The sequence below is a fragment of the Polynucleobacter necessarius genome (assembly GCF_900095175.1).
Classification (GTDB): domain Bacteria; phylum Pseudomonadota; class Gammaproteobacteria; order Burkholderiales; family Burkholderiaceae; genus Polynucleobacter; species Polynucleobacter necessarius_I.
The window spans coordinates 255324-276450 of the sequence record NZ_LT606946.1 but is presented as its reverse complement, the minus strand read 5'-3'; the positions used below and the strand labels follow the sequence as shown (position 1 = coordinate 276450).

The following is a 21127-nucleotide window of genomic DNA, read 5'->3' as shown; positions in this document are numbered from 1 at the left end:
GTTTAATTTCTGAGCAGCACTTCAGTCAAGATTTATTAAACGATCATTCTCAATTGCCACTGCCTTCGGCTTCACCAAAGCTTGTATCAACCACTCTTCAAAATCCTCACTACAGAGATTCATTTGCCTACGAATACACTCTAGTGCTGGCGTACCTGCAATCCAGCTCTTGACCACTGACATCTCTTTACTGCACCACTCCAACAACTTGTACTTGAGCAGCACCTTGGCGCCGTGACGTGCATTACGCTCAGCGTTGCCTGAAAGATAGTCAAGTCGAGATTTTGCAGTGTCAATCGACTTCTTGACATCAGTAAAAGGTTTTCCATGTCCTGGGATCACCAAGGCAACTGGAAGCTCTTCGATTAACTCTAATGTCTGCGCCCACCCCTTCAAAGCCACCCTCACCCCAGAGCTCAGGGAAGATGACCCCAAAGCCCTCCTCCCATAAGGCATCGGCAGAGATCAAGATTTGATGTTGCTCTTGATAGAGCATGACTGAATGGTTGTCATGACCAGGAGCCGCAAGAATCTGCCAGCGATAAGGGCCCAAGTTAATCTTTTTGCCAGGCACGAGTAGATCACGGTGAGTAAAGCGTGGGCACTCCTGCCCCAATTGCTGAAAGCTGAGTAAATTTTCATCCCAGTCTTGCACAGCAATTGCTTCAGCTTCTGGTATCCAGATTTCGCAATCAAACTCTTGTGATAGCGCTGCATTGCCACCACAATGATCTGAGTGCAGATGTGTATTAACTAATTTATTGAGACTGTTTAAATTGTGTTGCTTGAGTGCATTGGAAACTAAATCCACTGTCATTTTTTGATGCGTGCAATACCCGCTATCAACTAGGGAAACATCATCTTCACCAAATAAAAAAATATTATTCGCTGATAACCAACCACGCTCGAAGATTTCAATTCCGGGCGGGAGACAATAATTGCCAATACGCTGTTCAGGCACCTTAGTTCTTCTGGGAAGTGAGCTCGAGCTTTTGAATATCAAATTGTTGCTGCTTTAGGCGCTGCAATAAATCAGCATAGACTGTTGGATCGATTTGAGGTGTTCTCGATAAAACCCAAAGGTATTCTCTTCTCGGATCACTGACAACTGCCACCTGATATTGAGTATCCAAATCAATCACCCAGTAATCACCCCAGACCATAGGCAGAAATGAAAGCCACTCAGGGGCAAAACGCACCTCTAACTTTGGTGAGTCCTTGCCACCAATTTGGCGAGCTAAGCCTTCTGCTTCTGAGGTTTCACCACCAGCGGTTTTGCAGCTATTGAGCACTCGCAGATTGCCATCAGGTTTGGCGGCATATACAGCCTTGGTATTAGAAACGCATTTCTTCTGAAACCAGTTTGGAAACTTGGCAATCTCGTACCAAGTTCCCAAGTAGCGCGGAACATCTAAGGAGGCTATGGTTTTGACAGTCTGATCACCTTGCTGAACGTTAGCCTGGACAGATCCAAGACAAATCAACAGAAAGCCCAATATTGAAACGATTGAAGCGCGAGAATATGAAAACAGAGTCATGTAAGGTGTGATGTTAAGTGATGAATTGCTTGCTTAAGAACTTGCGAATATAAGGAATCCTACAAGATAACAGCAATATCAAAACGATCGCATAAATTGTTACGGTATCAAGATCATTCTTGCCGGCTTTATGCCACCAATAGTGAAGGATCACGGTACAGGCAATGAAATAAATCGGTCGATGCAGTTGAGCCCACCGACGACCTAATTTTCTTTGAGCCCAATGGGTGGATGTCAGTGCTAGCGGAATCAAGAGAACAAAGCTAATGAAGCCCATGGTAATGAATGGTCGCCTCACCACATCCTTGAGCATCTCTACTAAGTCAAAGTCCTGATCTAACCAAAGCCAAATCCCAAAATGCAGACAGGCATAGAAAAAGCTAAATAGGTCCAACATTCTGCGATACCGAATCCATGCTGCAGTACTCGTCAGCAAGCGCAATGGCGTCATCGCCAAGGTTAAGCACAAGAAGACTAATGCCCAAGTGCCCGTTGAACGGGTAATCAATTCAACTGGATTGGCACCTAAGCCATCATTGAAGCCCAACCAAATGAGTCGCCCTAAGGGCAGTAGTGCCAAGAGAAAAACTAATACCTTCATGAAAACCAAGCATCTAAGATCAATTAGTAGAATTTCTTCAAGTCCATGCCGGTATACATACTGGCAACTTGATCAGCATAACCGTTAAACATTTGCGCTTTCATTTTGGGTGCAAAGGCCGCTTTGAAATCGCCAATCCGACGTTCGGTTGCTTGGCTCCATCGAGGATGGTTTACCAACGGATTGACGTTGGAATAAAAACCATACTCTCGAGCATCAAACTGACTCCAGCTGGTTTTAGGCATCTCTTCAGTCAAACGAATTGTGACAATCGACTTAGCACTCTTAAAGCCATATTTCCAGGGCACCACAATTCGAACCGGAGCACCATTTTGCTTGGGCAATACTTCGCCATACAAGCCAAATGTCAAGAACGTCAATGGATTCATTGCCTCATCTAAACGCAAGCCTTCACGATAGGGCCAATCAATGATTTGACTCCTTAAGCCAGGCATTTGTTTGCGATCTGCGAGTGAAATAAACTCAACGAACTTGGCTGAACCCAAAGGTTGAACATAATTCAGTAATTTAGAGAGCGAGTAACCATCCCAAGGAATCACCATAGACCAGCCTTCAACACAGCGCATCCGATAAACACACTCTTCCATTGGTGCCAATTTCAGCAGAGCATCGATATCTAAAGTGACTGGTTTTTTGACCAAACCTTCAATCGTGACAGCCCATGGACGGGTCTGCAGAGATCCCGCATTAGCAGCAGGATCTGATTTTTCGGTACCAAACTCGTAAAAATTGTTGTAGCCTGTAACATATTGATAGCCGGTAGATTCATCTTTGAGAATGAAGTTTGGGTTCGGTGTTGCGATTAACTTTTGCGGGTTGCTTGCAAGAGCCTCGCGTGAGAACCAGGGTGCAAGTGCCAAGCCAAAGGCTCCGGCAGCGGCACTTTTAATCAAGTCTCTGCGCCCCTCAAAAACTGCCTTAGGAGTGATTTCACTGGCAAGTAACTTCGGCAGGTGGGTGCGCATAAATACCTCTTGGGCTACATTGTGAAAAAATTGAACTTAGAGACATTCTCCTACGGTTGGCAATTTATTGCTCAGACCCTCATTCGGTAATAGGGTTACATCCAAACCTGACTAGCTCATACGGAGTTCAAATAAGGGTTTATTTACCCCGAAAGGGCAATATGGCCTGGATCCTAGTGGCATGTGCCATTTTCCTGTTGGGCGTGTATCAAAGTCGCCAAGGGGTTCTACTTCAACCCCGTCTTCGTAACCTCTTTTTGGTCTGCATTCTTCTGCTGACTGTAGCTTGGAATATTCGCGCCCACCTACCGAATAGCAATCTCGATAATTTGATCGACTTATCCTTCCACTTTTTTGGAGCCTCATTACTGGTTGCTTTGTTTGGCTTCTGGAGTGCGATCACACTGCTCTTTATTGTATCCCTGGTTGGGGTCTTAAGCATCAGTGGTGACTTGGTAGAAGCCACCCAGCACTATGTCATGGTGAGCGTCATTCCGGCCATCTTTGCTTACTGCGTAATCAAGGCAGTGGATCGACTACTACCCAAGCATTTATTTATTCTGATTTTGGGGCATGGTTATTTGGCAGCTTTTCTGAGCACCTTTGCGACCGGCGTCTTAATCTACGGTCTACAGCAAGCATTCAATATCACCTCATTTGCTAGCAATGATCCGGTGGGCTGGTTTTTAGGCTTACTCATTCTGTCATTTATGGAGGGCTCGCTCTCCGGCATGTTGTTGGCTATGTTGTTAATTTATAAGCCGCAATGGGTGATCACTTACCAAGAAAATCAGTATATGAATACCTAGAACCATTAGCGAGACATCAACCTTAACGACCTAAAAGATCTGAGGGCAAGAAAAAAGGCAAACCTACTGACTGGTTTGCCTTTTTCATATCGCGAACTTCACCTAGTGAAGTAAAACAAGCTTAAGCTACTGCCGCTTTCTTCAAGATTTCGTTCAATGTTGCGCTTGGGCACATTACTGCTTTGAACTTGGCTTGGTCAGGCATGAAGTAGCCGCCAATATCAGCTGGCTTACCTTGTACCGCTTTGAGTTCGTCAATAATCTTTTGCTCATTCTCAGTCAAGGCTTTTGCAATCGGAGCAAAGTGCGCTTGTAACTCTTTGTCTTCGGTTTGCGCAGCTAAGGCTTGAGCCCAGTACATCGCCAAGTAGAACTGGCTACCGCGGTTATCCAACTCACCAGTGCGTGGTGATGGTGACTTATTGTTGTCTAGCAATGTACCAGTTGCTTCATCTAGAGTGCGAGCCAAAATCTTCACTTTTGGATTGTTGGTCTTGTCACCAATATCCTCCAATGAAACAGCCAAGGCCAAGAACTCACCCAAAGAATCCCAACGCAAATGATTCTCTTCAAGCAATTGTTGAACATGCTTAGGAGCAGAACCGCCTGCACCAGTTTCAAAGAGGCCACCGCCTGCCATCAAAGGCACGATAGACAACATCTTGGCGCTAGTGCCAAGTTCCATAATTGGGAACAAGTCAGTGAGGTAATCACGCAAAATATTGCCTGTTACAGAAATCGTATCTTTGCCACGAATCACACGCTCTAATGTAAAGCGCATTGCACGAGTCTGAGACATGGTCTGAATATCTACGCCAGTTAAATCGTAATCCTTCAAATAGGTTTGCACCTTTTTGATCAACTCAGCTTCGTGTGGACGGTACTCATCCAACCAGAATACTGCTGGAGTATTAGAAAGGCGTGCACGGTTTACTGCCAACTTGACCCAGTCACGAATCGGCGCATCTTTAACCTGACACATACGCCAGATATCGCCCTCTTCCACATTCTGTTCGAGCAAGACTGTGCCGTCATCCGCAACAATGCGGGCAACACCAGCTTCAGGAATCTCGAAGGTCTTGTCATGTGAGCCGTACTCTTCAGCCTGCTGAGCCATCAAGCCCACGTTTGGCACTGTGCCCATGGTTTTTGGATCAAAGTTACCATGAGTCTTACAGAAGTTAATCATCTCTTGGTAGATGCGGGCGAAAGTACTTTCTGGAATCACTGCCTTCGTGTCATGCAAACGACCATCCGCGCCCCACATCTTGCCGCCAACACGAATCATGGCTGGCATGGATGCATCCACAATCACATCACTTGGTGAATGAAGGTTGGTAATGTCTTTAGCAGAATCCACCATCGCCAATGCAGGACGATGCTCATGGCAAGCGTGCAAGTCTTGAATGATTTCTTCGCGCTTAGATTCTGGCAAGGTTTTGATCTTGTCATACAAGCTGCTCATACCGTTGTTTGGATTAACGCCCAACTCTTCAAACAACTTACCGTGCTTTTCAAATGCATCTTTGTAGAAAATCTTGACTGCATGGCCGAACACGATCGGGTGCGATACCTTCATCATGGTTGCCTTCACGTGCAAGGACAACATCATGCCAGTCTTGTAAGCATCTTCGATTTCTTTTTCGTAGAACTCGCAGAGCGCTTTCTTGCTCATGTACATGCTGTCAATAATTTCACCAGCAAGTAAAGAGACTTTTGGCTTGAGAACAATGGTCTTGCCACTCTTCGTTACCAAATCCATCTTCACATCACATGCCTTAGTCATGGTCATTGACTTCTCACCTGCATAGAAGTCGCCACCATGCATATGGGATACGTGTGTACGGGAGGCTTGGCTCCACTCGCCCATAGAGTGTGGGTTCTTGCGGGCATAACGCTTCACCGCATTTGGTGCGCGGCGATCAGAGTTACCTTCGCGCAACACAGGGTTTACTGCACTGCCCAAACACTTGGAGTAACGTGTGCGAATCGCTTTTTCAGCATCGTCTTTAGGATCTTCTGGAAAATCAGGGATCTTGTAACCCTTAGATTGCAATTCCTTGATAGCTGAGAGCAACTGAGGCACTGAGGCACTGATATTCGGCAGCTTGATGATGTTGGTATCCGGCAATAAAGTCATACGACCCAGCTCGGCTAAATTATCAGGAACTTTCTGCTCAGCAGTTAAGCAATCAGAGAACTCTGCCAAGATACGTGCCGCAACAGAAATATCGCTTTCTACAACCTGCACTCCAGCCGGTGCTGTAAATGTGCGAATGATTGGTAGAAATGCACAGGTCGCCAATAAAGGCGCTTCGTCTGTCAGCGTGTAAATGATCTTTGATTTCTCTGAAGCCATTGATGTTTCCTCGATATGGATAAATATTAGGGCTCGGCCTTATACCGAACCACTCTCGCATTCCGCACGCAACACTTCAGGCGCTTTTGGCTGTCTTGGGTGTCATTTCACGCACTGGACCGAGACATCTACTTTAAATCATCGACCCCAGCAATTTGAGGGGATTTAGGCCCCAAATTGGCTGAAGTGGGTCAATTTAAGGGAATCCACCGAGCCGAGCCAATGTGCACTTAGATCGTAAACTGTGGCGGATGACCCATAAGCACCCCCTGCTCAATAAAAACCTGGTACTGCTGATCCTCTGTCAGGGCTTGTTTTTGACCAATAATGTGACTTTTATTGCCATTAATGGCCTAGTTGGCCTTAGTCTGAGCCCCGCCGCTTGGATGGCCATCCTACCCGTCATGGGCTATGTTGTTGGTGGGGCCTTCTCCACCTCGATCGTCGCCAAAACTCAAAATTACTTTGGCCGGAAGATTTCTTTTTAGCTGGGCCTATTGGTAGCAGTCTTATCTGCCCTTCTTTGCGCCTATGCTGCCATTTCTAAGAATTTCTGGCTCTTCTTGGTGCTAGGTACCTTTATTGCAGGCTATTACAGCGCTAATGGGCAACTCTATCGGTTTGCTGCTGCTGAGCTGACCGTTGTTAGCCAGAGGGATAAGGCGGTCTCTTGGGTGTTAGCCGGCGGAATCCTTGGTGCCGTCATTGGGCCTAACCTTGCCTCTTGGACGAAGGACTTCTTTGATACTGCATTTTTGGGTGCCTATCTCACCCTTTCGATAGCTGGCTTGATTGGCATCATCGTGATGCAGTTCATCCACTTTCCAGAAGAATTCAAAACGCGGCATTCACTGTCCGATGGCAGAGATCTGAAGACCATTCTTAGCCAGCCTATCTTTATGGTTGCGGTGATCGGCGCATCCCTGGGTTATGGCGTCATGAACCTCCTGATGGCAGCAACTCCGCTCGCTATGCAAATTTGTGGTCTACCCTTCTCTGATACTGCTCTGGTTTTAGAGTGGCACGTAATCGGGATCTTCGCGCCTGGATTTTTTACTGGCTCACTCATTCAACGCTTTGGCACCCTCAAGATCATGGGTGTTGGGGTCATCCTCAATCTCTTGTGCATTGCCATTGCACTTTCTGGTACCGACTTACATCAATTCTTAATTGCCCTATTTTTATTGGGCGTTGGTTGGAACTTTTTATTTACTGGCTCGACCTCATTGGCGATGACAGCCTACCGCCCGGAAGAGCGCGACAAAGCGCAGGCGGCAATTAACTTCTTTGTGTTCGGTACTATGGCATTTACCTCTTTCGGCTCTGGTGCACTCATTACCTCGCAGGGCTGGAATATTCTGAACTGGGGCTCACTACTTCCAGTTGCTATAACAGCCGGCGCTTTGATTTGGCTTAGCGCTAATCGCAAGAAACTAGGAAGCTTTAGCTAAGGGTAAATTGAAGAACAGGTTTTGTGGCTTTAGTTTGAGTTGCTTTTCATCATTCATTGCAATAGCCATATAAACTGGTTTTCCAGCCTGGGATTGAGTCACAGCAGCCTCATCGATAAAGTCCGAGGCGGAATAAACAGATCACCCTCTCAAGCCACCCTCTCAAGCTCATCAGCATCTACAGGCTCTTTTTTATAGAGCTTATTGAGGATATCGCTTGCAGCAGCATCTAGACCAACATGCCAAGACCATTTGGGATCAGTGATTTGCTGCATTGGGGTAATGCGTACCTGAGCACCTAAAAAATGTTGCACCCATTTTTCAAGGACGCGACAAAAATGATTAATGGGTGCTTGACCAAAATTCAGTTGGACCGCAAAGTCATGGTCCTCATTTTTCTCCCAGTAGAGATCAGCATTTTCTTCATGGAGGACATCTAAATCGATCGAGCGCATGGACATTGACTTATTCTTCAGGAGATCCAGAATGTTGCCAGTCTCCCCCGCTTTCGCATTGCGCGTGACCATCTCATCATCCGCACCCATCACGACACCGTCCTCTAGCACGGTGATCTTCTGAGTCCGAAAGAAGATCTCGCCCATGCGAGCATCTAAAGGATGGCAATCTTCGCCCAAGATATGCCGAATAAATATTTGCGCCAACTGAGAAATAAATAAAGGCGGCACATCTACGCCATCACCTTTAAACAAACCCATGTAGAAGTTTTCTAAAGAACTAGCTGCCAATAACTTGGCTCGATACCTCAGCCAAACTTGATAGTTCACCTGGATATCAGGATCTGCCATCGCAGCAATGTCTTGATCAGAAATGACTGCACGAGGACTCTCACTTAGACGTTGATGCAATGCTCGCTCTGCATCGCAGTATTCAGGAACGAGATTTAACTCTGGGCGCAATAAGTAAGTACGCAGAAAATCATCCGTCACCAGCAATTGATTGTCCGAGCCCACCGTCAGGGTTTGGTATGCAGAATGGTGCCAAAAGTTTGTCATGTGAGTTTGCTCGAACAAAAAGATTACGCTCAGAATATACTAGCCCTTCAATTTCAGCTTAAGAGGGAGATAAACGTAAGCGAACTGCAAAAGATAGATACCGTTGTTGGCGATGGCAAAGAAGCAACTGCTGGCAATCATGTAGATGTGCATTACACCGGGTGGTTGTTTGATGAGAAAGCCCCTGACCACAAAGGTCAGAAGTTTGATAGCTCCTTAGATCGCGGCCAACTCTTTAGCTTTCCTTTGGGTGCGGGTCATGTCATTAAGGGCTGGGATCAGGGCGTTCAAGGCATGAAGATTGGCGGTAAGCGCACCCTGATCATCCCTTCCGAAATGGGCTATGGTGCACGTGGGGCTGGTGGTGTAATTCCCCCAAATGCAACGTTGGTATTTGATGTAGAGCTGCACGGAGTCAATTAATTCGAAAGCTGTATCTGCAAGTAATAAGGCCACTCAATAGAACTGAGTGGCCTTTATTTTTTCCAAAGAAAAACTAAATGGTTTAGGAGCGCAAATCTTTACCATTCAAAGTTAATTTACTTTGCGTCGTTGGCTGGCACAGACTAATCAAACGATTTCTCTCTGCCATGACTTTATCGGTGTAACCGCCATCATGCTCTGCATTTGCTGCACCAACATAGTATTTCAAGCCATTACGCAATGAGCCACTTGTCGCTATCAAATGCTTCAGAATATAAGCACCTATCCGAATATTCACCTCTGGCTTAACTGCTTCGCTTACCCCACCATACAGCGCATATTTATCTTGGTGAATTGCGCTCATCACCTGCATCAAGCCTTCAGCACCAGCATGACTTTTGCTCATTGGATTGAAGTTAGACTCAACTGAAATCACTGCAAGCAGCAGGACTGGATCAATTTTGACTTCTTTTGCAATTAATACAGTATTAGATACATACTCTTCAATCTTAGCGCGATCAAGTCTGTATTTCTTCTGAAAGAAGTCAGCTACTGCACGTTGATTTTGAATTGACGTCATTAATTTGGAATCGAGCGCCTGTGGATCTATTTTTGAAACTGGAATGCGATCCGATAAGTGGGAAATTGGTCTCACCTGCGCATAAGCTACCGATGGCATCAGGAGGGCTACTGTTTGCTGCCTGGCGCTGGTCAGGCCACTGCTAGAGTTGGCTAAAGCCTTGCCATAAACCACATTGGTGATTTCTTTATCAGCCAGAGCTTTTGGGGTCTCATCTTGATTTTGATCGGCGTCGCCTAAACCGTTTTGCCAAACCATCTGGCGAGCTTCCTCTGGAACCAAGATGCGAGCTAAATCAAATGCGCCCGCCTGAGTGCCATTACCGGAAAGCCAGAGCCCTACGATCATGAAAACCGTCACGATCAATAAGCCATTGAGCACCCGATAGGCAGGTGAAAGTGCATGAGCCAACAACCTTGCAGCCTTATCGCCTAGGGGCTGGGCTAGTTGTAAGTCACTCGAATCAGCAGAAAAACTTTTAATCATTCATGGTCTTGCAGCACACCAAAAATCACATTTCTGATTTATGTTGCAATGCAATAAGTAAAAAACATGAGCCATCCTAAGAAGGTTCTTATATCAAGTCAAGAATAAAGAAAGATGCTTCAATAACTTATAGGTCTTGAAATAAGCCTCCCCTATAGTCAGCTCCAAATTTTTGATATTTTATTGTTTAAATTCAATAACTTATATAAGTTAGTGAGCGCTTATTTCATATCATAAGAAAGTGCCGAAAACCCAAGTTTTTTACTCTTTCTGAGCTTCTGCAATCGCTGCAAACCCATACATCTAGTATTTGCAGCAGCTTTATTTTCTACAGGTAGTGTTATCTGAATCATTGGATCTAGCTGAAGATACATTGATCTTCCTGCTTTACAAGCCCATCAATAGTTGAGGCCTTGGGCTCTAAAACCCTGATAAATACTAGCTCTAGAGCTAACCCGATCACACAATTGGCACAATACTTCAAGCGCCTGGTGACGACACTCATTACACTGAGATGCAATGAATTTCCTAGTAAAACTTTTCATATTAAGCTCGCTTTGGCTGCCACTAAGTGCATCCGCCGTCTTCGATGAATGCAAAGATCTTTTCCCATCTCAGCAAATACCCAGCACTTCCCAGGTAGGGCGAGACCTTTGCTTTGATGATTTTGCAATCTATTACTCCCCTGCGGATAAAAAGCCCATCTATACCGTCGAAAAGTTAAATGGCGAGCAACTTCAAGCGCCTCGTCCGCGCCGCACTAATCAGTTTTACGAAGAGGCTAGACTGCCCATCAATGAACGCGCCCTACTAGCTGACTATCGTGGCAGTGGCTATGACCGGGGACACAACGTGCCGGCTGCTGATATGACACGGGAACGGGGAATGGCGCAGTCATTTTCCTTGGCAAATATGATGCCGCAGGCTAGGCAAAATAATCAAGGTATCTGGGCAAAGCGGGTCGAAGAGCCCACTCGGATGTATATCAAGCGTGCGCAAGGTGATGTCTACGTTTTCACTGGCTCAACTGGTCATGCCGGCAGCATTGGTAAAAGCAAGGTCACCATTCCAAGTCATCTTTATAAACTGGTCTATGACCCTTATAAAAAATTGGCTTGGGCTTATTGGGTCGAGAATGCCGACGATGCGCAAATGAGTGCGCCAATCTCCTACGCTGAATTGATTCAGAAAACTGGTATCGACTTTCACTTACCAGTAGAGAGCGCCGAAAGTAGGTCAATCAAATCAGCGACGAAGGGTGCATCAGTACCTAGGCAAGGAGTGGGCGGCGGCTGGTATCCAATCTTTTTTGACCAATACTCACCTGAGAAAGTAGCGGCACTAATCTCAAACATCAAGTCTGGAAAGGTTGCCAGCATAGAGCTTCAATACGACCGCAATCTCCAGTTGGCTCAGAGTCTGGCACAGGAGATTGAGGCGCAAACGCAAATGCAAATGCAAATGCAGGTCAGGCTTTCACAAAGCAGTCCACCTGATTCACCCAATGTGAGCTACGAACGCAATCGTGTCGTAGCGATAGTGCACTCAAAGTAAGTCTACTGTTCGCGAGTGCGAGCAGAAATTCCATGAGCCCTTTGAATCGGGGCCAACAAACCTCGCAAGCCATTGTGATCCAGGGTGTGCATTAGCTCCAGCAACTGACCAAGCTCGCCCTGAGGAAAACCTTCGCGTGCAAACCACGCCAAATAATTTCCCGGCAAGTCTGCAAGCGCGCGGCCAGCATGCTTGCCGAAAGGCATCTTCATCGTGACCAGCTTCACTAGGGCTTCTGAATCCATAGCCCTGATCTTACAAGCCCCAGCAAGTTCTCAGTCAAATCTCAACACCAAGCCAAACAGGGTCATTTTTTCAATTGAGAATTATTCTTATTTACTGTATATTGAGAATCATTCTCAATAACTTGTATTTACTAACCACCATCACCATGAAACTGACCATCAAAAGACTCGTAGCCTTCAGCATCCTATTAGCCACCGCCTTGCACTTTTCATTCGCCAATGCGGGTGAAGGTGCGTTTGGATGGATTTACACCCTAGATCTACAGCCAAAAGGAAAGCTTGAGTTTGAGCAGCGCTTACAGCTCAATAAACAACAAGCAGCCGGCTCTTATAACGCTTGGTTTTCTAGATCGGAATTGGAATATGGCGTCACGAATGACTTTCAGATTGCGGGATGCCTTAATGCCTACTACGTCAATGCAAATCAAAATTACACCAATCCAGAAGCTTGTGGCGATAGCGCTTCGTGCACTGGCGGACAACCTGTTCCAGAGTCACATAACCCAGCCTCACCCTACAGAAAAGGTGGCATTGAGGGTGGTTCACTAGAGGCAATTTATCGCATTACAAATCCAGTCACCTCTCCAGTCGGAGTTGGCCTGTATTTAGAACCAACTATTGGTAAGAACAAGAATGAGATTGAAGCGCGTTTATTGCTGCAGTCCAACTTTATTGACGATAAATTAGCTCTAGCCGGCAACGTTGTTGTTGCAAATGAGCAATTGAAGTTTGTTGGCAATGGCAATGTTCCTGAGTCGATGCTGGACTTCCTAGTGGGCGCAAGCTATCGATTTGCACCCAAGTGGTCTGGTGGCGTTGAGGCACGTTTTCATAATGACTACTCTAGCTATAACTTACAAAACCAAGTACAAAGAGCCACTTTTGTGGGTCCCAACTTACATTACGCAGAAAAAGACTGGTGGGTTACTGGTGCTTGGCGCTATCAACTCAAAGGCAATACCTGCATGGGTGACGGAACCGCAGAATGCTCCAATGCTCGCGTTTGGGATAGTCACTCAGTTAATGAATTTATCGTCAAAGTCGGCTTCCCGCTGAACTAAACAAGATCTCTCGTATTTTTAATTTAAAGGTAACTATGGAAAAGCAAAATTTATTAATGGCCGCACTAATACATTTGATTAAGTTTCAATCCACCCATTGCGCCACTGCGAGAGAGCGAGCTTTGATGATGTTTGAGGCCTTGGCCCAGATAAGTGAAAGCACTGAAGATCTTGATGAGCTTTGCTTTGAAGCCAATGAATTGCTGGCTAATTAATTTATATCACCCTCTAGCAAAAGAATTTAGAACATGAACTGGAAACCTCATCCTCTATTCATCATTGGGCTGGCCGCAACAACGATGCCGATAGTCGCGCATGCCAAGATTTACGTATCTATGGAACAAGCGCAAAAAATACTTATACCCAATAAACCGCTTAGCAAAAATCCCACCATCATTACAGATGAACTACAAGACAAAATGCACTCTGCATCGAGTGTTCGGCAGGCTTTTCAAGGAGATCGAATTTGGAGGGCAACTGACGGAAGTTGGTTCATCGTAGATGAGGTGGTGGGTAAGCACGAAATGATTACTTATGCCGTTGCACTAAGCCCATCAGGTGCAGTCACCGGCATTGAAATCTTAGACTATGTTGAATCCTATGGCTACGAAGTGGCTGAAGCCCAGTGGCGCAATCAGTTTGTTGGTAAAACTGCGTCAGACCCCATTAAGCTTAACCAAGATATTCAAAATATTGGTGGCGCAACCCTATCCTGCAAACATCTCACCGATGGCGTCAAACGTGTCGCAGTGCTTTATGAGATAGCTCTCAAAAACCAATCCCAAGCACCCAAAGCAAAATGATTCGCTGCAAACCACTCTTAGGTACCTTTGTTGAAATTTCAACTGAAGATGGAGCACATTCAATCCATGCAATAGAGATGGCCTTCACTGCGATTGAACAAGTTCAATCCCTGATGGGGTTTCATGATCCAGAGAGTGAGCTTTCTCAAATTAATGCTAGATCCCATTTAGAACCAATTCGTATTCACTCCTGGACAGCTGAGGTGCTGGCCATTGCCAAAGAGATTCATATTGAGTCTCAAGGTATATTTAATTGTGGGGTTGGTCATCACCTAGTACAAGCAGGTCTACTTCCAAAGCATGTCAGCTTGATTGATCAGTCATTTGGAGGCATTGAAGGTCTACTCTTTATTGGGTCAAACTTGGTTCAATCTAAGCCCCCACTCTGCCTTGATCTTGGTGGCATTGCCAAAGGGTATGCAGTTGATAAAGCAGTAGAGGTTTTACTTGCTAACGACATCCCATTTGGCTCGGTCAATGCTGGAGGTGATATGAGACTCTTTGGTGATGAAGCGCAAGACATTCAAGTTCGAAATCCAAGCAAGCCCTCTGGAGTTAATTCAGATTGGCAGTATGAAGTTAGGTGCTATTGCGACTAGTAGCCTCTACTTTTCAAAGCGCGACGTGGATGCCAAAAGCTATGTGGTCAACCCGCTCAATCAAGAGCATATTGAGTTTTCAGAGTCTTACTCAGTCATCGCTAATGAATGCGTCTATGCCGATGCCTTAACCAAGGTAGTAAGTATTTCTGGGGATACCCAACACCCCTGCTTGAGTCATTTTTCTGCCCAGGCTATCAAAATTCCCAACACGCTCACCTCATGAAAAATACCAGTCGCCTTGGCAAAGATATTTTGTACTGATTGCAATGTTGAGCTGCTCTCTTACCGGCACAGCCTATTTGCTTGGGCATGAATTTCACATTCAAGGTGCTGCATTGGGCGCTCACACTATATTGATGTGGCATGGCATTGCCGCAATGATTGCTACGATGGCTTTGGGCTCAGTCTTACCCTTTCACCTAAAGGCGGGCCTAAAGTCTAAGAGGAAGCTGTGGAGCGGTTTAAGCCAATTGGCCTTTTGGCTACTTTATTGATATCGGGCGCCCTGTTGTACTACGGCCCTGAAGAAATTCGAGGTAGCGTCATCACAACCCACTGGATAATTGGCCTCGCATTCTTTACCATCTTTTTTTGCACTGCGTTTATGCAAAAAAAGTGGTTTCCCCAAAAGGAAATAAGGCGCATTGAGTTTTATTTCTCAATACGCCTTAATCAAACTTAAGAAGACTTACTTACAGCAAGAATCTTTACCGCATGAAGTTCCACAAGAATTCATTCCCAATAATGGGTAAGCTGGGCAGAAACGGAAAATACCCGTAGCCAATGGAATTAATCCAAGCCAACCCCACCAGCCCACGATACCGTTAGCTGCAAGCACAACCAGCACAATGCCCACTGAGATTCTTAAGATACGATCGATATCACCGACGTTACATTTCATATTGAATTCCCTTTAAAAGCGATTGAATAATTCTTTAAATTACTTTTTACAGTAATGCCTGTATAACAAACTCATGACTGCTACAGCGACCTGACTTGAGAGGGAGTAATAAATTTGTTTACCCTCTCTACGTGTTTTAACCAGCTTTTCTTTACGCAATACGGTGAGCTGCTGTGAGAGTGTTGGTTGATGCAAATCAAGTGCCGCCTCCAACTCACCAACGCATTTTTCTGCTTGACCGATTTCACATAGAAGCATCATGCGGTCACGATTGGATAAGACTTTCATGAGCTTGCACGCATCATCTGCCGATGACTGCATCTTCTTTAGCTCGGATTTAGTAATCATTGGATTCATTTGAAGGAGCAAACTTACAGTGCATTCAACGGAATCTTCAGATAGGAGACGCCATTACTTTCTGGGGGTGGGAGCACTCCAGCTCGAATGTTAATTTGAATAGCGGGCAGTATTAATGTTGGCATTTCTAAGGTAGCGTCACGCTTAGAACGCATCTGCACGAACTCTGCCTCGCTAATACCATCGCGCATATGAATATTGGATTTTTTTGCTCAGCGACGGTTGTCTCAAAGTTTACGGGGCGACCATTCGGCGGGTAGTCATGACACATAAACAATCTAGTTTCAGGGGGAAAGCTCAGAATTTTTTTCATTGACTGATAGAGGGTATGGGCATCGCCACCCGGAAAATCACATCTTGCGGTCCCGACATCCGGCATAAACATCGTATCGCCAACAAAAATTGCATCGCCGATTTGATACGCCATACAGGCCGGGGTATGGCCAGGAACAAATAGTGACTTAAAGCTTAACGCACCCACTTGAATTTCCTCACCATCTTTTAGCAAGTAATCAAACTGCGATCCATCTGTCGATAAAGCGCCTTCCAAATGAAAAACTTTTTTAAATACATCCTGCACATTGGTGATGTGTTCTCCAATCGCAATTTTTCCACCAAGATGCGACTTTAAATAGGGGGCAGCGGAGACATGATCAGCGTGTGCATGAGTCTCTAGAATCCACTCTACCTCTAAGTTATGCTCCTTAACAAAGGCGATGACCTCATCAGCCGACCTAGTCTTGGTTCGACCCGACTTGTGATCGTAATTGAGCACTGAATCAATAATTAAACATGGGGAGCCAGGCTTTTCATAAACCACATAGGTCACAGTCCAGGTTTCTGGGTCAAAAAATCCCTTAACAGTCGGTTTCATCAAAATTTTCCAATCACGGCAAATAAACTTATCTACATACATTATATAAAAATATAAAGTAATAAGAAACCCTGATATGAAATAATGCATTTATCGTTTATTTTTACTCCTGTACCGATTACTAAACCCCCGGAGAAAACATGCCTACAGCGCAAACCATTGACTAATTTGACGTCCTGATTGCTGGAGGTGGTGCGGCTGGTATTGGCCTCGCGTCTAGCCTTAAAATACGTGAGCCGTCACTCAAGATTGCCATCATAGAGCCCTCAGAAGTCCATTATTACCAGCCATCCTGGACTCTTGTGGGTGGAGGCGCTTTCAATGTAAAGGATAGCCGTCGTCAGACCGAAAGCCTAATTCCCAATGGTGTACATTGGATTAAAGATCAAATCACCGGCTTTAACCCAGATGCAAATGAAGTACTTATTGAGCATGGTAGTCCAATTAAATACAAACAACTGGCAATCGCGACTGGACTGAAATCTAACTGGGAGGCAATTCCAGGCTTAGTGGAAACGCTAGGCAAAAATGGAGTGACCTCTAATTACAGCTTTGAATATTCCCCATATACCTGGGAACTCGTAAAAAACCTCAAATCTGGAAAAGCTATCTTCACTCAGCCGCCAATGCCAATTAAGCGCCCTGGAGCACCTCAAAAAACCATGTACTTGTCATGCTATGAATGGCAAAAACAAGGCAATCTGAGCAAAATTGAGGTGGAGCTCAACAATGCTGGCGCCGCACTATTTGGAATTGCTGATTTTGTGCCTCCACTAATGGAATACGTAAAAAAATATAACGCCAAACTCAATTTCAATACCAACCTAGTTTCTGTTGATGGCGCAGCCAAGAAGGCTATATTTGCAGTAAAAGATGCCGACGGCAATGTCAGCCAAGTTGAAAAAGTGTTTGATATGCTTCATGTGGTGGCCCCACAGGGACCTCAAGATTGCCTTAAAGCAAGTCCAGTCGCCAATGCAGAAGGTTTTGTAGATGTTGATCAATTCACTTTGTAACATACTCGCTATCCAAATATATTTAGCCTGGGTGATTGCTGCTCATCACCTAACTCTAAGACAGCTGCTGCAAGAAAGCAAATTGTTGTTGTCGCTGAAAATCTAGTAGACGCAAAAAATAATCTACCATTGCCAACTAAATATGACGGATATGGATCCTGCCCATTGACAGTTGAGCGCGGCAAAATTATTTTAGCGGAATTTGGTTTTGGGGCAAGTTATTGTCTACTTTCCCGTGGCTCATTAACCCCTTAAAGGCAACTAAACTAGCCTGGATACTCAAGAAAGATGTTCTGCCATGGCTCTATTGGAATGCTATGCTCAAAGGAAGAGAATGGCTTGCTCTCCCCTTTGAAAATTAATAAATGATCCTAAGCCCAGAATATATCCCCCACCTTACCGCTGCCATCGGCATTTTGGTAGGGGTGTTGATGGGCCTTACAGGAGCAGGTGGAGGCATACTGTCCGTGCCGCTACTGGTTTTTTTGCTACACCTCCCCATCTCCGAAGCGGGCCCGATTGCATTAACTGCCATTACTTTATCTGCAGGTGTTGGCGCAATCATTGGCCTAAATACTAAGGTACTCCGCTATAAGACTGCAATCTTTATGGCCGCCTTTGGACTAATGCTATCTCCGCTCGGGCTATGGCTTGCGCAAAGGATACCCAACGCACCGCTATTGATCGCGTTTAGCGCAATCTTGATGTATGTATCGATCAGAATGTTGTTTCAGGTAGCTAGAACAATCTCAGGGAAAGTCGTTAGGACTGTCAAGCCACCGCCTTGCCAACTGAATTTATCTATCGGAAAACTCATTTGGACGGTGCCCTGCGCTAGGGCGCTTATGTTTGCCGGTGCACTTGCCGGCTTCCTATCAGGATTGCTAGGTGTTGGCGGGGGATTTATTCTGGTGCCCGCGCCCTCAATAAGTTCACCGACCTCCCAATGAAATCTATTGTGGCTACCTCACTAGGGGTATTGGCTATTGTTTCAGCTGGAGGTGCATTTATTTCTCTGGCATCGGGCACATTAAACACTAGCATTGCTATTCCCTTTTCTATTGGCTCTCTCATTGGGCTATTAATAGGAAAAGTTCTGGAGAGGAAAATTAGCGGTCCAAGGGTATAGCAGATATTTGCTATATTCACTCTTCTCATTGCTATTAGCCTGTTTATAAAGGCTGTCAATCAACTTTAAAACAATATTGAAGCTAGCTTCAACGCCCTACTTATTAATGAAAAGACCGCTTTCTTCACTCGCTCTCATTTTGGGCATGAGCATATTGGGAGTTTTATTGATGTCCACCATAAAACCAAGTTCCTTTTTAATTAGCTCTGTGAGCACTATTTCTGGAACGGTCAGTAATCTGAATAATGGGCTCTTGGAATACGTTAATCCTGAAAAACCAACCCGCGATCACTCCTCTGTGTATTACCAGCGTTTCTATATATCAAGCTTTAACTTAGGTGATCAAGCTATTCAAGCAAAGTTTTCTACGCCAATGAAGATTGGCGATGGCGATAGTGTGACAGTTTCGGGGTATCGGTCAAATACGGCATTTCAAGTACTGGCGTACCGCAACCAAACCCAAGAAGTTACAGGCGCAGAGAACTGGGTCATTTTGGTGCTGGTGCTGGGTGCACTGTTATTTTTAGCGGTGGCAATAGGGCTGCTGAATTCAGAATTAGTGAGCGAAGGCGCCCCAATACCAAAACTATTCTTATCGGGATTTGTGCTTGTTGCCATCTACATGGCTTATCGCACGCTCCTCATTCGGGAGGCTATTGGGCTGCTAGAGTCCTAGATCAGAAATCACAAACTGCTTGTACTTTCGGCTTATCTGCCTTCAGCACAAGCAGGAAAACTTATAACTGATTAATGCTGATCTTTGCTATCTTTGTAAGAAAGATAGAAGTCATACACCGCCAAACCAATACCAAAGGTGAGTAATAGCAATAAATCAAACTGCTTAAGCTTGAGAATGTAGGCTAAAAAGAAAAATAGCAATAAACCTAATGCTAGTAAAGGTGGGAATAATTTTTTCATATTCAATAGTTCCAGTTATTGATTGAAGTGATTTAAAAACCAACGCGCCGTCCTTAAGAGACGAGCATCGTCGAATTGTTTACCAGTCAACTGAACTCCCAAAGGAAGCCCTTTGCCTGATTGCAAAATCGGTAGGCTAATCGTTGGCATACCAGTAACAGCCCAAAGAGAATTTGCCAAACTACCAGATCTTGCTGCTTCAGACTTCAATGGTGCAAAACCTAAGCTTGAAGGCGTCAAAATACAGTCAAAGCGATCAAAGAACTCATCAAAACTACTTGATATCATTTCAATAGCATTCAGAGCTCGGAGGTATTCTTGCGCAGTGATCTTGAATCCTGCTTTGATCATGTCCGCAATTCTCTTAGGAGGCTTTTTGGAGATTTGACGCTCTTGTGTTTCTAAAGCTTGGGTGAACTCTGCCTGCACAATAAGCTCATGCCACTCTTTTGACTGAATCGTAGACTCCGGCAAATCAATGATAGTAATTTGATCAGCAAGTTCTTCAGGCAAAGCCTCAATCGCCTCTTTTGCCTCGGGTTCCATATCAACCCAATCTGGCGTTTTTAAGAAAACAAAGTTGGGCTTAAAAGGAACCTCTTCTTTACAAATTGCCAAGAGCGGTCTTGGGAGTACGCCTTTAGTATCTGGATCTTGCTCATCAGAACCTAAGACAATCTCAGCTAGTAAAGCAGCATCTTCTACAGTCTTACTAAAGACGCCAACTTGCTCGAGTGTTTTTGAAGCACGAAAGATGCCTGATTGTGAGACTAAGCGACTACTAGGCTTAAAGCCCACTACACCACAATAAGAAGCAGACTCCGCAATAGATCCTAGAGATTGCGTACCCACTGCAACAGGCACGATACCACTAGCAACTAAAGCAGCGGCGGCCCCAGCAGCTAAACCAACCTGTCATTCGAGGTCCAATGGATTGCAAACTTCGGGGGCTTGACCGAGATTAAATTCAGCAACCTTGACTTTACAAAAAGTAATAGTACCATCATCTCTAAAGCGTTTTACGAGAAAAGCATCCCAACGTGGATGACGCCCCTCCAACAAGGGTGATCCGATAGTGGAGAACATATCAATGGAATCAATGTTGTCACTCAGTGCAACCGGAACACCTTCAAGCCTGGCCGAGTGATTTAAGCCACGTGCGTGACCATCATCAACTAAGGCTGCTTGTCGCAAAATGGCTTTGGGATGAAAAAAAGCGAGCGCAGTAATTTTTTCATCAATCCCCTTTGCCTGTTGGCAAAACAAATCGGTGAGCTCAACACAGCTAGATGACCCAGTCGAGATAAGCTCTCGAATTTTTGGGACATCCAACTGATTTAAGGTAATGACTGCGTCACTCATCTCGTCTTACTTACTCATTAAGAATTCAGGGTTTACTGCGCTAGGATCATTTGGATCAT

The 21127-nt window shown here is 45.2% G+C and carries 25 protein-coding genes and 3 pseudogenes; 14 read left to right on the top strand and 14 right to left on the bottom strand.

Going from position 1 to position 21127, the window contains the following annotated elements; genetic code table 11:
* Positions 1-21: 21 nt before the first annotated feature.
* The 5 genes from DXE44_RS10490 to msrP are packed head-to-tail and all read right to left on the bottom strand — an operon-like array spanning position 22 to position 3125.
* A complete protein-coding gene (locus DXE44_RS10490) occupies positions 22-342 on the bottom strand; it encodes a hypothetical protein (RefSeq protein WP_231970531.1) in 321 nt (106 codons plus the stop codon).
* Positions 311-961: an MBL fold metallo-hydrolase gene (locus DXE44_RS10485; RefSeq protein ID WP_231970530.1), complete on the bottom strand. Its 651-nt coding sequence runs from the start codon at positions 959-961 to the stop codon at positions 311-313. The genes DXE44_RS10490 and DXE44_RS10485 overlap by 32 nt, the downstream gene beginning before the upstream one ends.
* A 1-nt stretch (position 962) precedes the next feature.
* Positions 963-1538: a lipocalin family protein gene (locus tag DXE44_RS01500; RefSeq protein WP_197712803.1), complete on the bottom strand. Its 576-nt coding sequence runs from the start codon at positions 1536-1538 to the stop codon at positions 963-965.
* A gap of 13 nt (positions 1539-1551) precedes the next feature.
* Positions 1552-2139: a protein-methionine-sulfoxide reductase heme-binding subunit MsrQ gene (locus DXE44_RS01495; RefSeq protein ID WP_114652090.1), complete on the bottom strand. Its 588-nt coding sequence runs from the start codon at positions 2137-2139 to the stop codon at positions 1552-1554.
* Between the two features lie 23 nt (positions 2140-2162).
* Positions 2163-3125: a protein-methionine-sulfoxide reductase catalytic subunit MsrP gene (msrP, locus tag DXE44_RS01490; protein ID WP_114652088.1), complete on the bottom strand. Its 963-nt coding sequence runs from the start codon at positions 3123-3125 to the stop codon at positions 2163-2165.
* 161 nt (positions 3126-3286) lie between these two features.
* Between msrP and DXE44_RS01485 the strand changes: the two genes are divergently transcribed.
* On the top strand, positions 3287-3934 hold the full coding sequence (locus DXE44_RS01485) for an energy-coupling factor ABC transporter permease (protein ID WP_114652086.1): 648 nt from the start codon (positions 3287-3289) through the stop codon (positions 3932-3934).
* A gap of 121 nt (positions 3935-4055) precedes the next feature.
* Here DXE44_RS01485 and DXE44_RS01480 read toward each other — a convergent pair whose 3' ends face one another.
* Positions 4056-6293 carry an NADP-dependent isocitrate dehydrogenase gene (locus DXE44_RS01480; RefSeq protein ID WP_114652084.1) on the bottom strand — a complete coding sequence of 746 codons (2238 nt, stop codon included), beginning with the start codon at positions 6291-6293 and terminating at the stop codon, positions 4056-4058.
* 251 nt (positions 6294-6544) lie between these two features.
* Between DXE44_RS01480 and DXE44_RS01475 the strand changes: the two are divergent.
* Positions 6545-7744: pseudogene (locus DXE44_RS01475) on the top strand (MFS transporter).
* A gap of 149 nt (positions 7745-7893) precedes the next feature.
* On the opposite strand, the gene DXE44_RS01470 reads toward DXE44_RS01475, so the two are convergent.
* On the bottom strand, positions 7894-8757 hold the full coding sequence (locus DXE44_RS01470) for a DUF6352 family protein (RefSeq protein ID WP_197712802.1): 864 nt from the start codon (positions 8755-8757) through the stop codon (positions 7894-7896).
* Positions 8758-8826: 69 nt separating this feature from the next.
* Here DXE44_RS01470 and DXE44_RS01465 point away from each other — a divergent pair, with 69 nt between their 5' ends.
* On the top strand, positions 8827-9180 hold the full coding sequence (locus DXE44_RS01465) for an FKBP-type peptidyl-prolyl cis-trans isomerase (protein WP_114654301.1): 354 nt from the start codon (positions 8827-8829) through the stop codon (positions 9178-9180).
* A gap of 82 nt (positions 9181-9262) precedes the next feature.
* Here DXE44_RS01465 and DXE44_RS01460 read toward each other — a convergent pair whose 3' ends face one another.
* Positions 9263-10246, bottom strand: a complete 984-nt coding sequence (locus tag DXE44_RS01460) for a transglycosylase SLT domain-containing protein (RefSeq protein ID WP_114652082.1) — start codon at positions 10244-10246, stop codon at positions 9263-9265.
* 519 nt (positions 10247-10765) lie between these two features.
* On the opposite strand from DXE44_RS01460, the gene DXE44_RS01455 reads away from it, so the two are divergent.
* On the top strand, positions 10766-11800 hold the full coding sequence (locus DXE44_RS01455) for a DNA/RNA non-specific endonuclease (RefSeq protein WP_114652080.1): 1035 nt from the start codon (positions 10766-10768) through the stop codon (positions 11798-11800).
* 2 nt (positions 11801-11802) lie between these two features.
* Here the strand turns inward: DXE44_RS01455 and DXE44_RS01450 are convergent, their stop codons facing one another.
* Positions 11803-12045, bottom strand: coding sequence for a DUF3820 family protein (locus DXE44_RS01450; RefSeq protein WP_114652078.1), 243 nt, complete (start codon positions 12043-12045; stop codon positions 11803-11805).
* A gap of 146 nt (positions 12046-12191) precedes the next feature.
* On the opposite strand from DXE44_RS01450, the gene DXE44_RS01445 reads away from it, so the two are divergent.
* From DXE44_RS01445 to DXE44_RS01425, 6 genes are read left to right on the top strand one after another with little or no spacing between them, the layout of a single operon-like run.
* Entirely contained in the window at positions 12192-13106 is a 915-nt protein-coding gene (locus DXE44_RS01445) for a DUF6662 family protein (RefSeq protein WP_114652075.1), read from the top strand.
* 35 nt (positions 13107-13141) lie between these two features.
* A complete protein-coding gene (locus DXE44_RS01440; protein WP_114652073.1) occupies positions 13142-13321 on the top strand; it encodes a hypothetical protein in 180 nt (59 codons plus the stop codon).
* A 33-nt stretch (positions 13322-13354) separates the two neighbouring features.
* Positions 13355-13909, top strand: a complete 555-nt coding sequence (locus DXE44_RS01435; RefSeq protein WP_114652071.1) for an FMN-binding protein — start codon at positions 13355-13357, stop codon at positions 13907-13909.
* Positions 13906-14508: an FAD:protein FMN transferase gene (locus DXE44_RS01430; protein WP_197712801.1), complete on the top strand. Its 603-nt coding sequence runs from the start codon at positions 13906-13908 to the stop codon at positions 14506-14508. The genes DXE44_RS01435 and DXE44_RS01430 overlap by 4 nt, the downstream gene beginning before the upstream one ends.
* Entirely contained in the window at positions 14483-14734 is a 252-nt protein-coding gene (locus tag DXE44_RS10220) for a hypothetical protein (RefSeq protein WP_197712800.1), read from the top strand. The genes DXE44_RS01430 and DXE44_RS10220 overlap by 26 nt, the downstream gene beginning before the upstream one ends.
* A gap of 43 nt (positions 14735-14777) precedes the next feature.
* Positions 14778-15005, top strand: coding sequence for a hypothetical protein (locus tag DXE44_RS01425; RefSeq protein ID WP_114652069.1), 228 nt, complete (start codon positions 14778-14780; stop codon positions 15003-15005).
* 194 nt (positions 15006-15199) lie between these two features.
* Here the strand turns inward: DXE44_RS01425 and DXE44_RS01415 are convergent, their stop codons facing one another.
* The 3 genes and pseudogenes from DXE44_RS01415 to DXE44_RS01405 all read right to left on the bottom strand — a co-directional run bounded on the left by DXE44_RS01415 (position 15200) and on the right by DXE44_RS01405 (position 16643).
* Positions 15200-15412 carry a YgaP family membrane protein gene (locus DXE44_RS01415; RefSeq protein WP_114652066.1) on the bottom strand — a complete coding sequence of 71 codons (213 nt, stop codon included), beginning with the start codon at positions 15410-15412 and terminating at the stop codon, positions 15200-15202.
* A 39-nt stretch (positions 15413-15451) separates the two neighbouring features.
* A complete protein-coding gene (locus DXE44_RS01410; protein WP_231970528.1) occupies positions 15452-15760 on the bottom strand; it encodes an ArsR/SmtB family transcription factor in 309 nt (102 codons plus the stop codon).
* Between the two features lie 23 nt (positions 15761-15783).
* Positions 15784-16643: pseudogene (locus tag DXE44_RS01405) on the bottom strand (MBL fold metallo-hydrolase).
* 176 nt (positions 16644-16819) lie between these two features.
* Between DXE44_RS01405 and DXE44_RS01400 the strand changes: the two are divergent.
* From DXE44_RS01400 to DXE44_RS01390, 4 genes are all read left to right on the top strand, one after another.
* On the top strand, positions 16820-17659 hold the full coding sequence (locus DXE44_RS01400) for an NAD(P)/FAD-dependent oxidoreductase (protein WP_331851850.1): 840 nt from the start codon (positions 16820-16822) through the stop codon (positions 17657-17659).
* Between the two features lie 365 nt (positions 17660-18024).
* Positions 18025-18609, top strand: a complete 585-nt coding sequence (locus DXE44_RS01395) for a sulfite exporter TauE/SafE family protein (protein ID WP_231970527.1) — start codon at positions 18025-18027, stop codon at positions 18607-18609.
* A complete protein-coding gene (locus DXE44_RS10480; protein ID WP_231970526.1) occupies positions 18606-18788 on the top strand; it encodes a hypothetical protein in 183 nt (60 codons plus the stop codon). Before DXE44_RS01395 ends, DXE44_RS10480 begins: the two co-directional genes overlap by 4 nt.
* 169 nt (positions 18789-18957) lie before the next feature.
* Positions 18958-19464 carry a hypothetical protein gene (locus tag DXE44_RS01390; protein ID WP_114654299.1) on the top strand — a complete coding sequence of 169 codons (507 nt, stop codon included), beginning with the start codon at positions 18958-18960 and terminating at the stop codon, positions 19462-19464.
* Positions 19465-19535: 71 nt separating this feature from the next.
* Here the strand turns inward: DXE44_RS01390 and DXE44_RS10045 are convergent, their stop codons facing one another.
* On the bottom strand, positions 19536-19706 hold the full coding sequence (locus DXE44_RS10045; protein WP_162785842.1) for a hypothetical protein: 171 nt from the start codon (positions 19704-19706) through the stop codon (positions 19536-19538).
* 15 nt (positions 19707-19721) lie between these two features.
* Positions 19722-21068, bottom strand: a pseudogene (locus tag DXE44_RS10475) (amidase).
* Between the last annotated feature and the right edge of the window lie 59 nt (positions 21069-21127).

Excerpts from the sequence above, each read along its gene's own strand:
- DXE44_RS01500 (WP_197712803.1), bottom strand. The coding sequence starts at position 1,538 with ATGACTCTGTTTTCATATTCTCGCGCTTCAATCGTTTCAATATTGGGC.
- DXE44_RS01495 (WP_114652090.1), bottom strand. The coding sequence starts at position 2,139 with ATGAAGGTATTAGTTTTTCTCTTGGCACTACTGCCCTTAGGGCGACTC.
- msrP (WP_114652088.1), bottom strand. The coding sequence starts at position 3,125 with ATGCGCACCCACCTGCCGAAGTTACTTGCCAGTGAAATCACTCCTAAG.
- DXE44_RS01485 (WP_114652086.1), top strand. The coding sequence starts at position 3,287 with ATGGCCTGGATCCTAGTGGCATGTGCCATTTTCCTGTTGGGCGTGTAT.
- DXE44_RS01480 (WP_114652084.1), bottom strand. The coding sequence starts at position 6,293 with ATGGCTTCAGAGAAATCAAAGATCATTTACACGCTGACAGACGAAGCG.
- DXE44_RS01470 (WP_197712802.1), bottom strand. The coding sequence starts at position 8,757 with ATGACAAACTTTTGGCACCATTCTGCATACCAAACCCTGACGGTGGGC.
- DXE44_RS01460 (WP_114652082.1), bottom strand. The coding sequence starts at position 10,246 with ATGATTAAAAGTTTTTCTGCTGATTCGAGTGACTTACAACTAGCCCAG.
- DXE44_RS01455 (WP_114652080.1), top strand. The coding sequence starts at position 10,766 with ATGAATTTCCTAGTAAAACTTTTCATATTAAGCTCGCTTTGGCTGCCA.
- DXE44_RS01450 (WP_114652078.1), bottom strand. The coding sequence starts at position 12,045 with ATGGATTCAGAAGCCCTAGTGAAGCTGGTCACGATGAAGATGCCTTTC.
- DXE44_RS01445 (WP_114652075.1), top strand. The coding sequence starts at position 12,192 with ATGAAACTGACCATCAAAAGACTCGTAGCCTTCAGCATCCTATTAGCC.
- DXE44_RS01440 (WP_114652073.1), top strand. The coding sequence starts at position 13,142 with ATGGAAAAGCAAAATTTATTAATGGCCGCACTAATACATTTGATTAAG.
- DXE44_RS01435 (WP_114652071.1), top strand. The coding sequence starts at position 13,355 with ATGAACTGGAAACCTCATCCTCTATTCATCATTGGGCTGGCCGCAACA.
- DXE44_RS01430 (WP_197712801.1), top strand. The coding sequence starts at position 13,906 with ATGATTCGCTGCAAACCACTCTTAGGTACCTTTGTTGAAATTTCAACT.
- DXE44_RS10220 (WP_197712800.1), top strand. The coding sequence starts at position 14,483 with ATGAAGTTAGGTGCTATTGCGACTAGTAGCCTCTACTTTTCAAAGCGC.
- DXE44_RS01425 (WP_114652069.1), top strand. The coding sequence starts at position 14,778 with ATGTTGAGCTGCTCTCTTACCGGCACAGCCTATTTGCTTGGGCATGAA.
- DXE44_RS01415 (WP_114652066.1), bottom strand. The coding sequence starts at position 15,412 with ATGAAATGTAACGTCGGTGATATCGATCGTATCTTAAGAATCTCAGTG.
- DXE44_RS01410 (WP_231970528.1), bottom strand. The coding sequence starts at position 15,760 with ATGATTACTAAATCCGAGCTAAAGAAGATGCAGTCATCGGCAGATGAT.
- DXE44_RS01395 (WP_231970527.1), top strand. The coding sequence starts at position 18,025 with ATGATCCTAAGCCCAGAATATATCCCCCACCTTACCGCTGCCATCGGC.
- DXE44_RS10480 (WP_231970526.1), top strand. The coding sequence starts at position 18,606 with ATGAAATCTATTGTGGCTACCTCACTAGGGGTATTGGCTATTGTTTCA.
- DXE44_RS01390 (WP_114654299.1), top strand. The coding sequence starts at position 18,958 with ATGTCCACCATAAAACCAAGTTCCTTTTTAATTAGCTCTGTGAGCACT.
- DXE44_RS10045 (WP_162785842.1), bottom strand. The coding sequence starts at position 19,706 with ATGAAAAAATTATTCCCACCTTTACTAGCATTAGGTTTATTGCTATTT.